The sequence below is a fragment of the Roseateles sp. genome, from assembly GCF_965262435.1.
In the GTDB taxonomy this organism is placed as follows: Bacteria; Pseudomonadota; Gammaproteobacteria; order Burkholderiales; family Burkholderiaceae_C; genus Paucibacter_A.
The window spans coordinates 5,654,072-5,664,498 of record NZ_OZ253537.1 but is presented as its reverse complement, the minus strand read 5'-3'; the positions used below and the strand labels follow the sequence as shown (position 1 = coordinate 5,664,498).

General features: G+C 57.2%; 8 protein-coding genes, 2 tRNA genes and 3 rRNA genes. 7 read left to right on the top strand and 6 right to left on the bottom strand.

The window, feature by feature from the left end:
• The 5 genes from ACQY39_RS24355 to rrf form a co-directional block, all read left to right on the top strand.
• Window positions 1-362, top strand: a 16S ribosomal RNA gene (locus ACQY39_RS24355); the annotation flags it as partial.
• Window positions 363-559: 197 nt separating this feature from the next.
• Window positions 560-636, top strand: a tRNA-Ile gene (locus ACQY39_RS24350).
• Window positions 637-727: 91 nt separating this feature from the next.
• Window positions 728-803: transfer RNA gene (locus ACQY39_RS24345), tRNA-Ala, on the top strand.
• A 337-nt stretch (window positions 804-1,140) separates the two neighbouring features.
• Window positions 1,141-4,021, top strand: a 23S ribosomal RNA gene (locus ACQY39_RS24340).
• Window positions 4,022-4,259: 238 nt separating this feature from the next.
• Window positions 4,260-4,372 (top strand): 5S ribosomal RNA (gene rrf, locus ACQY39_RS24335).
• Between the two features lie 101 nt (window positions 4,373-4,473).
• Here rrf and ACQY39_RS24330 read toward each other — a convergent pair.
• On the bottom strand, window positions 4,474-5,223 hold the full coding sequence (locus ACQY39_RS24330; protein ID WP_428510673.1) for an FFLEELY motif protein: 750 nt from the start codon (window positions 5,221-5,223) through the stop codon (window positions 4,474-4,476).
• A 59-nt stretch (window positions 5,224-5,282) separates the two neighbouring features.
• On the opposite strand from ACQY39_RS24330, the gene ACQY39_RS24325 reads away from it, so the two are divergent.
• Window positions 5,283-6,203 carry an esterase/lipase family protein gene (locus ACQY39_RS24325; protein ID WP_428510671.1) on the top strand — a complete coding sequence of 307 codons (921 nt, stop codon included), beginning with the start codon at window positions 5,283-5,285 and terminating at the stop codon, window positions 6,201-6,203.
• Window positions 6,204-6,311: 108 nt separating this feature from the next.
• Here ACQY39_RS24325 and hppD read toward each other — a convergent pair whose 3' ends face one another.
• Window positions 6,312-7,436, bottom strand: a complete 1,125-nt coding sequence (gene hppD, locus ACQY39_RS24320) for a 4-hydroxyphenylpyruvate dioxygenase (protein ID WP_428510669.1) — start codon at window positions 7,434-7,436, stop codon at window positions 6,312-6,314.
• A gap of 122 nt (window positions 7,437-7,558) precedes the next feature.
• Here hppD and ACQY39_RS24315 point away from each other — a divergent pair, with 122 nt between their 5' ends.
• On the top strand, window positions 7,559-8,041 hold the full coding sequence (locus ACQY39_RS24315; RefSeq protein ID WP_263521001.1) for an Lrp/AsnC family transcriptional regulator: 483 nt from the start codon (window positions 7,559-7,561) through the stop codon (window positions 8,039-8,041).
• 31 nt (window positions 8,042-8,072) lie between these two features.
• Here the strand turns inward: ACQY39_RS24315 and ACQY39_RS24310 are convergent, their stop codons facing one another.
• The 4 genes from ACQY39_RS24310 to ACQY39_RS24295 all read right to left on the bottom strand — a co-directional run bounded on the left by ACQY39_RS24310 (window position 8,073) and on the right by ACQY39_RS24295 (window position 10,214).
• Entirely contained in the window at window positions 8,073-8,705 is a 633-nt protein-coding gene (locus tag ACQY39_RS24310) for a methyltransferase domain-containing protein (RefSeq protein ID WP_428510667.1), read from the bottom strand.
• Window positions 8,692-9,534: an HDOD domain-containing protein gene (locus ACQY39_RS24305; RefSeq protein WP_428510665.1), complete on the bottom strand. Its 843-nt coding sequence runs from the start codon at window positions 9,532-9,534 to the stop codon at window positions 8,692-8,694. The genes ACQY39_RS24310 and ACQY39_RS24305 overlap by 14 nt, the downstream gene beginning before the upstream one ends.
• A 185-nt stretch (window positions 9,535-9,719) precedes the next feature.
• Complete coding sequence (locus tag ACQY39_RS24300; protein WP_263520995.1) at window positions 9,720-9,983, bottom strand: hypothetical protein; 264 nt, start codon at window positions 9,981-9,983, stop codon at window positions 9,720-9,722.
• A 36-nt stretch (window positions 9,984-10,019) separates the two neighbouring features.
• Complete coding sequence (locus ACQY39_RS24295; protein WP_263520994.1) at window positions 10,020-10,214, bottom strand: hypothetical protein; 195 nt, start codon at window positions 10,212-10,214, stop codon at window positions 10,020-10,022.
• Window positions 10,215-10,427 lie beyond the last annotated feature (213 nt).

Genomic DNA, 10,427 nt, shown 5'->3' with positions numbered 1-10,427 from the left:
GGTGGGGATGACGTCAGGTCATCATGGCCCTTATGGGTAGGGCTACACACGTCATACAATGGCCGGTACAGAGGGCTGCCAACCCGCGAGGGGGAGCTAATCCCAGAAAACCGGTCGTAGTCCGGATCGTAGTCTGCAACTCGACTGCGTGAAGTCGGAATCGCTAGTAATCGCGGATCAGCTTGCCGCGGTGAATACGTTCCCGGGTCTTGTACACACCGCCCGTCACACCATGGGAGCGGGTTCTGCCAGAAGTAGTTAGCCTAACCGCAAGGGGGGCGATTACCACGGCAGGGTTCGTGACTGGGGTGAAGTCGTAACAAGGTAGCCGTATCGGAAGGTGCGGCTGGATCACCTCCTTTCTAGAAAATGGTCGAGCAGTGGTTTGTTGCATGCAACAAGTCATGAGCGAGATCCACATGCACTCAGATTGAAGCGCCCACACTTATCGGCTGTATCACAACAGTGAATGAATAGAAGAAGTGAGCCTGTGGAGCTAGCCTCATAGCTGGAAAAGCAGGTAAGCCTCAGATCCGCAGGCCACGAGTGATGAACGCGTGGGTCTGTAGCTCAGTTGGTTAGAGCACCGTCTTGATAAGGCGGGGGTCGCTGGTTCGAATCCAGCCAGACCCACCACCGTACACAAAGCGTGCCAGGCAAGGCGCGAGACACTGATGCATAGCAGCGCTATGTGAAGTGTTGAGCAACGACGCATGGCGCGGTTTGAGGGGGATTAGCTCAGTTGGGAGAGCACCTGCTTTGCAAGCAGGGGGTCAACGGTTCGAACCCGTTATCCTCCACCAAGACTATTCATTCAAGAGTTGGCAAACCAAAGCGTCCAGGTTGGATGTTGTGGTTTGCCAGCCTTTATTGGCTGTTGTTCTTTAACAATTTGTAGAGTCGAATCAGCGTTGTCGACGGAAAGTTTAGTTTCTTCGCGAATCTTCGGATTTGAGGGGCTAGACACCGTGCCGTCGGCAACATTTTGATTGCGTCAAACACAAGACTTCAACTGAGCAAGAAATTGTTTAGGTATGAAGAACGGCGTAACGCGTAAATACTCAATAAACGTATGGACTCATGAATGGGGTCTGTACGAGTTCTTGACCGACAGTGCCGTCAGCGCTGTCAAAGTTATAGGGTCAAGTGACTAAGTGCATATGGTGGATGCCTAGGCGATTACAGGCGACGAAAGACGTGATAGCCTGCGATAAGCTTCGGGGAGCTGGCAAATTAGCTTTGATCCGGAGATTTCTGAATGGGGAAACCCACCCCGCGAGGGGTAACTCTGACTGAATACATAGGTCATTGTGGCGAACCGGGTGAACTGAAACATCTCAGTAGCTCGAGGAAAAGACATCAACCGAGATTCCGAAAGTAGCGGCGAGCGAAATTGGAGTAGCCTTTACGTTTTAGCATCGTGTATATCAGAACGGAATGGAAAGTCCGGCCATAGCGGGTGATAGCCCCGTATGAGAAATGCTGCGGTGTGGAACTAAGCGTAAGACAAGTAGGGCGGGACACGAGAAATCCTGTCTGAATATGGGGGGACCATCCTCCAAGGCTAAATACTCGTAATCGACCGATAGTGAACTAGTACCGTGAGGGAAAGGCGAAAAGAACCCCGGGAGGGGAGTGAAATAGATCCTGAAACCGTATGCATACAAAAAGTAGGAGCCCGCAAGGGTGACTGCGTACCTTTTGTATAATGGGTCAGCGACTTACATTCAGTGGCGAGGTTAACCGAATAGGGAAGCCGTAGAGAAATCGAGTCCGAATAGGGCGAATTAGTCGCTGGGTGTAGACCCGAAACCAAGTGATCTATCCATGGCCAGGATGAAGGTACCGTAACAGGTGCTGGAGGTCCGAACCGACTAATGTTGCAAAATTAGCGGATGAGCTGTGGATAGGGGTGAAAGGCTAAACAAACTTGGAAATAGCTGGTTCTCTCCGAAAACTATTTAGGTAGTGCCTCAAGTATTACCATCGGGGGTAGAGCACTGTTATGGCTAGGGGGTCATGGCGACTTACCAAACCATTGCAAACTCCGAATACCGATGAGTACAGCTTGGGAGACAGAGCACCGGGTGCTAACGTCCGGACTCAAGAGGGAAACAACCCAGACCGCCAGCTAAGGTCCCCAAAATTGGCTAAGTGGGAAACGAAGTGGGAAGGCTAAAACAGTCAGGATGTTGGCTTAGAAGCAGCCATCATTTAAAGAAAGCGTAATAGCTCACTGATCGAGTCGTCCTGCGCGGAAGATGTAACGGGGCTAAGCCAGTTACCGAAGCTGCGGATGTGCAATTTATTGCACGTGGTAGGAGAGCGTTCTGTAAGCCTGTGAAGGTGGGTTGTGAAGCCTGCTGGAGGTATCAGAAGTGCGAATGCTGACATGAGTAGCGTTAAAGGGGGTGAAAAGCCCCCTCGCCGAAAGCGCAAGGTTTCCTACGCAACGTTCATCGGCGTAGGGTGAGTCGGCCCCTAAGGCGAGGCAGAGATGCGTAGCTGATGGGAAACAGGTAAATATTCCTGTACCGATCAATAGTGCGATGTGGGGACGGAGAAGGTTAGCTCAGCCAACTGTTGGAATAGTTGGTTCAAGCGTGTAGTCGTATCCCTTAGGCAAATCCGGGGGAATTAGATGAGGCGTGATAACGAGTCTGCTTGCAGACGAAGTGAGTGATACCCTGCTTCCAGGAAAAGCCACTAAGCTTCAGCTATTGACGACCGTACCGCAAACCGACACTGGTGCGCGAGATGAGTATTCTAAGGCGCTTGAGAGAACTCTGGAGAAGGAACTCGGCAAATTGACACCGTAACTTCGGAAGAAGGTGTGCCTCTAGTATGTGATCCATTGACTTGGTGAGCAGAATGGGGCCGCAGAGAATCGGTGGCTGCAACTGTTTATTAAAAACACAGCACTCTGCAAAGACGAAAGTCGACGTATAGGGTGTGACTCCTGCCCGGTGCTGGAAGATTAAATGATGGGGTGCAAGCTCTTGACTGAAGTCCCAGTAAACGGCGGCCGTAACTATAACGGTCCTAAGGTAGCGAAATTCCTTGTCGGGTAAGTTCCGACCTGCACGAATGGAGTAATGATGGCCACACTGTCTCCTCCAGAGACTCAGCGAAGTTGAAATGTTTGTGATGATGCAATCTCCCCGCGGAAAGACGGAAAGACCCCATGAACCTTTACTGTAGCTTTACATTGGACTTTGAACAGATCTGTGTAGGATAGGTGGGAGGCTTTGAAGTGAGGACGCTAGTTCTCATGGAGCCAACGTTGAAATACCACCCTGGTGTGTTTGAGGTTCTAACCTTGGTCCCTTATCGGGATTGGGGACAGTGTATGGTGGGCAGTTTGACTGGGGCGGTCTCCTCCCAAAGTGTAACGGAGGAGTTCGAAGGTACGCTAAATACGGTCGGAAATCGTGTTGATAGTGCATTGGCATAAGCGTGCTTGACTGCGAGACTGACAAGTCGAGCAGGTACGAAAGTAGGACAAAGTGATCCGGTGGTTCTGTATGGAAGGGCCATCGCTCAACGGATAAAAGGTACTCTGGGGATAACAGGCTGATACCGCCCAAGAGTTCATATCGACGGCGGTGTTTGGCACCTCGATGTCGGCTCATCTCATCCTGGGGCTGTAGCCGGTCCCAAGGGTATGGCTGTTCGCCATTTAAAGAGGTACGTGAGCTGGGTTTAAAACGTCGTGAGACAGTTTGGTCCCTATCTTCCGTGGGCGCTGCAAGATTGAGAGAGCCTGCTCCTAGTACGAGAGGACCGGAGTGGACGCACCTCTGGTGTATCGGTTGTCACGCCAGTGGCATCGCCGAGTAGCTAAGTGCGGAAGAGATAACCGCTGAAAGCATCTAAGCGGGAAACTCGTCTCAAGATGAGTCTTGCCGGGGCCTAGAGCCCCCTGAAGGGTCGTTCGAGACCAGGACGTTGATAGGCTGGGTGTGGAAGCGCAGTAATGCGTTAAGCTAACCAGTACTAATTGCCCGTGAGGCTTGACCCTATAACTTTGACAGTTCGTGAGCGACGCGAGTCGATCACTGAGCCGGACAAGGACTATTGAGTCGTCAATGCAAGTTATGTTGTTCTTCAGAAGTCTGTTCATTCAATTGAACGTGTGAACGCAATCAAAATCAAAGCTGATTCGAAGTGCAATACCCGAGATACTCGGGTATACTGCGCAACTCTACAAATTGGGTTTGTTGTTGATTTAAAAATCAACAAGAAGCCAACCAGTTAAGCCTGATGACCATAGCGAGGCGGTCCCACTCCTTCCCATCCCGAACAGGACAGTGAAATGCCTCAGCGCCGATGATAGTGCGGGTTCCCGTGTGAAAGTAGGTCATCGTCAGGCTAATATTTAGGCAACGCCCCCGGTTCGAAAGAATCGGGGGCGTTTTGCTTTGCGGGTTCAAAATTGCGCGGCGCGATAGACCCGGGGCCGGTTGGGTGGGCTTAGCTCGGGAAATGCTGTTGTACCTCTGCCAAGTGTTTTCGCTCGGCCGCGTTACTGGGGCGGACATTGGCGGAAAACAATGCGGTTGCTAGTTCTTGCTCTCGAGCTTCTACCGTAGCCAGAAAGTCTTTGGCCCCTTTCATGGCGCGGAATGTGTCGAAACCCGTCTCAAGAAATGTCTGAAGCTCGTCAAGTCCGGCTGCAGCGGCCGGTCCGCGCATCATGCGCAATGCCTGGCGCAGCAAGGGTTTGCGGGTTAGGCGGTCAAGTTCGGCGCCGATGGCAATCGTGAGTTCGATCTGCTGGCTGCGCAGTTCGGCATGGCCAACGGCCTGCCAGGCCTGCAAATAGGACTGTGCGGTCAAGACTTCCGTAGTCGTATGACGCAGCTGCTCTCCCATCCGTGTGTCCAATCCTTCGGACAAGGCGTGCAGGTGGGCCAGTTTGGCGACGGTGCCGACCACATCGCTGGGAAACAGGCGCACCACGACAGGCACCACCCGCGCGAACTGTGCATCGCGGCGGCTGAAATCTCCTGGGCCGTAGAGGTGGTTCAAGAAAAAGTGGGCCGCGCCGGTGTAACGCGGATGCTCGAGCAGATCAGCATAGCTTCGCCGGAATCGCTCTTGCTGGAAGTGCTTGATTTGTTCGCTTGCTCGGACCAAGCCTGCTTGGGCAATTCGATGATGTCGCAGCCGTTCCACCTCATGCAGGTGGGCATGAATGCTTTCGGCGGGTGTGTTCTGCATGGGGCGTGAGCGGGTCCTGCGTCAATGGTCCAACATTCTCGCCGGCCTACACTGGCGCCATGAATGCGAAACTGCAACGCTGGCAATTGTTCTTGCGACTGGTGGTGACCCTGGGGCTGATGGCTGTGGCCTGGCGATCCTATGGATGGGGGCCAGTGTTTGGCCTGTCGGCACTTGTGTTTTGGGCCCATGCGCCTTTCATGTTGGTGTCCTTTGCCGCTTTGCGCTGGGTGAATCACCGGGAGGCGCCGTCCTGGCCCGCTTTGCTACGTGCTTGGGGGCAAGAAATCGTGTCCTTGGACTTGGTTTTCGCATGGCAGCAGCCCTTTGCCTGTCAGCATTGGCCGGATACCAGCCCACAGGCCGCCAAGCGGTTTCGCCCGGTTGTGTTTCTGCATGGCTACACCTGCAATCGCGGGCTTTGGAATTCGTGGCTACGTGGCTTGAGCGAACAAGGCGTACCTGTGCGGGCCCTGACCTTGGAGCCAGCTTTTGGCTCGATCGATGAGTATTCCGAAAGCATCGAGGCGGCGATTCGGGACCTGGAACAGCGCTATCCGGGCAATCCGCCGGTCGTGGTCGCTCACAGCATGGGTGGGCTGGCGCTTCGTGCTTGGTATCGCAAGCATGGGCGCGCAGGTCGTTTGGCGCGGATCCTGACGCTGGGCACGCCGCATGCTGGCACACTGTTGGCGCGCTTCGGGCGTGGACGCAACGGGCAGGAAATGCGCCGTGGCAGCCCCTGGTTGGATGACTTGGCTGCTCAGGACTCGCCAGCGCTCGCCGCTGAGCTGGACTGCTACTATTCGCGTTGCGATCAAATCGTGTGTCCGGTAGAAACGGCCCGCCTGCCTGGCGCCCGCGCAATCGAAATTGAGTCCACGGGTCACCTCGGCCTGGTGTTTCATCCGCGAATTCAAGAAGATGTCTGGCAGTTGCTTCAGTTGTCCCCCGAAGCTGCTGCCGCGCCTGCGGACTGAAATGAAAAAGCCCCGAGTGGCGCGGTATGCGTCTCGGGGCTGAAGTCCTCGGGTGAGCCATGTGGCTGCATCCGGGGCAGACGGAAACACTCGTTCTGTCAGGCCGGATCAGCCTTCTTCCTTGAGGACGCCACGGCGGATCTGATCCAGCTCGATGCTTTCAAACAGTGCCTTGAAGTTCCCTTCACCGAAGCCTTCATTGCCTTTGCGCTGAATGATTTCAAAGAAGATGGGCCCGATCACTTCCTTGGTGAAGATCTGAAGCAGCAGTTCGTTCGGTGCGTCCAGGTGGGCGGCGCCATCGATCAGGATGCGCAGGCGGCGCAGCTCTTCGACGTTTTCCCCGTGGCCGGGTAGGCGTTTGTCAATCAGGTCGAAGTAGGTGTTGATGGTGTCTTGGAAGTCGACACCGGCGGTGCGCATGCGCTCCACCGTCGAATACACATCGTCCGTGCCCATCGCCACGTGCTGGATGCCCTCGCCGTGATAGATGTCGAGGTATTCGGCGATCTGGCTCTTGTCGTCGCTGCTTTCGTTGATCGGGATGCGGATGTGGCCGCAGGGGCTGGTCATGGCCTTGGACTTCAGGCCCGTCAGCTTGCCTTCGATGTCGAAATAGCGCACTTCGCGGAAGTTGAAGAAGCGCTCATAGAAGTCGGCCCATTCCTTCATGCGGCCGCGGAAGACGTTGTGTGTCAGGTGGTCGATGTAGGTCAGGCCATGGCCCACCGGATTCGCCGGAACGGGTTTGCCGTCTGCGTCCAGTAGCGGCACGAAGTCGACGTCATAGATGCTGATATTGCCAATGGCACCGGCTTCAGCGCCGCCCTTGCCTTGCCAGCGGTCAACGAAGTAGATCAGCGAATCGCCGATTCCCTTGATGGCTGGAATGTTCAGCTCCATCGGGCCGGCCTTGTTGTCAAAGCCCCAAGCGCCGAGTTCCAAGGCCCGCTTGTAGGCGTGGGCCGCGTTGTCCACGCGGAAGGCGATCGCGCAAATCGACGGGCCGTGCAGGCGGGCAAAGCGCTGGGCGAAGGCGTCGACTTCGGCATTGATGATGAAGTTCACGCCACCCTGGCGATAGAGGGTCACGTCTTTGTGCCGGTGTTTGGCCACGGCCGTGAAGCCCATGGTTTCAAACAACTTACCCAAGGCTGCGGGTTCCGGGGCCGCGAATTCGATGAACTCGAAACCGTTGGTTCCCATCGGGTTGTCCCATGGAGTGAAGGCCATCTTGTCTCTTTCTGAAAAGTCTTACGATGGGTCAAGACTGTAGGCTGGAGTAGGCGCAGGATTCATGCTAAAACTCGCGTCGCCGCTGCGAGGCACGCAGCAATTCTGCGGAGAACTCCAAGATGGAAAATGAGATCCAGCTCGACACGATAGATCGACGCATTTTGAGGGCGTTGCAAGTTGACGGGCGCGTCACTTACGACGCGCTGGCGGCGCAGGTCAATTTGTCCGCTTCAGCGGTGCTGCGCCGGGTCCGGCGGCTGGAAGAATCGGGCGCGATATCGGCGTATGTCGCCCTGGTCCCGCCGGAAAGAGTCGGCTTGGGGCTGACGGCCTATATCAATGTGCGGCTGGAAAAGCACACCGAAAGCCACAAGCGCAACCCTATGGACTTGTTCCGCGCCGCGGTTCAGGCTTGGCCGGAAGTGGTCGAATGTGCCGCCTTGACTGGGGACATGGACTATTTGTTGCGCGTTGTAGTGCAAGACATGGCCCACTACGCCCGCTTCATCACCGAAACCTTGCTCAAGCACCCGAGCGTTCAGGACTGCAAAACTAGCTTTGTGTTGGACCGCGTCAAGAACACCACGGCCGTGCCGGTCTGAAGTGGCCGTTGCGGCCCCAAATGCCAGCCGGTCAGCGGCGCTGCAGTACCACGGCCAGCTCGGCCCAGCCCTGGCCATGGGCCGTACTTGGGTAGGGCGGTGCTGGCCAGTTCCAGCGCGAGGCTGGAAAGAGCGCGCGCATGGCTTGAATGTCGCCGTGATACGGCGGCCCTTCGACGAACCCCTCCGCCGCGCTGTCGCGACGAGCTTGCATGAACAAGGCCAGCAGCAAGCCGCCGGGCTTGAGCCAAGCATGGAGTTGGTCTGCGTAGCGAAGCCAGTGGTCTGGGTGCAGCGCGCACAGGCAGGTTTGTTCGTACACCCGGTCCACGGGATTGTTGGACTGCCAGTTCAGGACATCGGCCAGCTCGACCGTTCCCGGCAAATCGGCCAGCTGCGCCCGAGCCAGGGCGACAGCCGCCGGCGCGTAGTCCAGGCCGTGCGCCGCAATTCCGGCTTGCCCCAACGCCTTCAGCTCATGACCTCGGCCACAACCTGGGATCAGCACTTGCAGGTCCGAAGTGAACATGCCAGCTTGCAGCCAAGCCAGCAACTGTGGATGGACGCCACCGCGGTCCCAAGGAGTTTGGCCGCTGGTGAAGCGTGCTTGCCAGAAGTCCTGTGAGGGGCCAGCCGGTTTGCTTTGCGAATCAGTCGAACTCATGGAGCAGTTTCAAGGTCGCTTCGAGGCTCAAATTGAGCAAGCTTGCGATTTCGCTCAGGTCATCCGGCACGGCTTCATCATCCCAGCCATCGGCGGTGTGCCGTGCCAGTCGAACCGCCAACTTCACGCACTGAACCTGCGGGTCATTGGCGCGTTTGTCGTTGGTGATGTGGCGCAGCAGCTCGGGCAGGCGCCAGGCCTGCATCAGCGCTTGTTCAAGGTCAGCCAACTCGATGTGAAGCACATCGCGTTGCGCCGCCACACTGCGCAAGTGGCGGTCAGCTTGTTGGCGTTGGCGGATGTGGGCAGCCAGTTCCGGCGCATGGATCCACAGCAGCATTTCAGCAAAGTCGTGCAGCAAGGCCGCGCTGTGGATGACGGCTGCGTCCGGGTCCAGGCGATGAACGGCGAAACCCAGGGCAAAGCGAGCGGCTCGATCGGCGCGGCGGAGCACACGCTGGAGGCCATCCAGCGCGTAGGGCGTGGCAGCCAGCTTGTCCTCAACCGTCGGTTGCGGGCCAAACTCGCGGAAAAACGGTGTGATTCCCATCAGCACCAGGGCAGCGGTCACCGTCTCGGCATCCGTCAACAGCCGGCTGGATCGATGCGCCGCAGCGTAGGCCAGCACTTTCAGTGTCATCAGGGGGTCGGTGGCAATCATTTCGCCGAGGCTGTTGGCGTCGACGGCATCCTCGTTGGCGCGTAGCAGTTCCAGGGCGTCGGCCGTCTCGGCCAGCACCGGAATCTCGGCATCCCGGAACAGGGCGACCCAAGCTGCCAAATCGGGCGGGGCGGTGTGCAGCGATGGCTGGAAGGAGGGCGCGGACATGGAGTGCTCGGACGATGTGCCTGCATCGTATATCGGCGGCCGGTGTTCCATCTTGAAGCCAGTTGCCGCCACAGGGCGGGGTCCTGATGCAAGGGCTGTGCACTTTTGCGCACAGCCCTTGCGGACATTCGCCTCGCTGCGATCAATGCATACCGCGCAAGTGGCATCGGGGCAGTTGAGCGTCGCTAAAGACGACTCACTCCCGGAAGAGTGCCGACCCGCTGACCGTCGGCGAAAAGGGCGCCCTCAGGGGCACCGGCTTCGGCATAGAACTCCAGTTCGGGCCGGCGGCGGCTGACGCGGCGCACCTGGTTCAGCAGCACGGCCAAATGGGTCAGCCCAGCACTGGCGCTGAGCAAGATGCGGGCGGCTCGCCAGCGCCAAGCTTGATGGGTGATCTCGAATTCTTCGGCCGAGCGATCCGGGCCGGTCAGTTCTCGCAAATGCATGATGGGTCTCCACTGCGGCCCCTCTGGGCCTTCATTTCATGGGCTGCGGTCGGGTCTGCCGATCTGCAGAATTTCTTGTCGTGTCTCGCGCTTTCCGGCCTGGCGTTGGCGCGTGGTTTGGCCTTGCAAACCATGCTGGCCGGCCTGGCGCAGTCGGGCATGGGCCACGATGGGATTTCGAGGCTTCAGCAGGCGCAGATTCAGCGGACGGGGTGAGGTGAACTGGGTCATATCGCGGACTCCGTGGCGTGCTGTTGGCGCGCCTTGTGTTGATGAATCAGTTCCGGCCATGCGGCAGCTCGACTCTGAGCAGTCCGATGAACGAAACCGTCTTGGGGCAGGCGCTGCTGCGAAGGCGGCAGGCGGCCCGAACTCCATGCAGCGGCCGGGCCTGCTGCGGCTGAAGAACAGCCGACGCAAGGCGCCTGAACGCTTGATTTCCGA

Excerpts from the sequence above, each read along its gene's own strand:
- ACQY39_RS24330 (WP_428510673.1), bottom strand. The coding sequence starts at position 5,223 with ATGCAGAACACACCCGCCGAAAGCATTCATGCCCACCTGCATGAGGTG.
- ACQY39_RS24300 (WP_263520995.1), bottom strand. The coding sequence starts at position 9,983 with ATGCATTTGCGAGAACTGACCGGCCCGGATCGCTCGGCCGAAGAATTC.
- ACQY39_RS24295 (WP_263520994.1), bottom strand. The coding sequence starts at position 10,214 with ATGACCCAGTTCACCTCACCCCGTCCGCTGAATCTGCGCCTGCTGAAG.
- ACQY39_RS24325 (WP_428510671.1), top strand. The coding sequence starts at position 5,283 with ATGAATGCGAAACTGCAACGCTGGCAATTGTTCTTGCGACTGGTGGTG.
- ACQY39_RS24310 (WP_428510667.1), bottom strand. The coding sequence starts at position 8,705 with ATGAGTTCGACTGATTCGCAAAGCAAACCGGCTGGCCCCTCACAGGAC.
- hppD (WP_428510669.1), bottom strand. The coding sequence starts at position 7,436 with ATGGCCTTCACTCCATGGGACAACCCGATGGGAACCAACGGTTTCGAG.
- ACQY39_RS24315 (WP_263521001.1), top strand. The coding sequence starts at position 7,559 with ATGGAAAATGAGATCCAGCTCGACACGATAGATCGACGCATTTTGAGG.
- ACQY39_RS24305 (WP_428510665.1), bottom strand. The coding sequence starts at position 9,534 with ATGTCCGCGCCCTCCTTCCAGCCATCGCTGCACACCGCCCCGCCCGAT.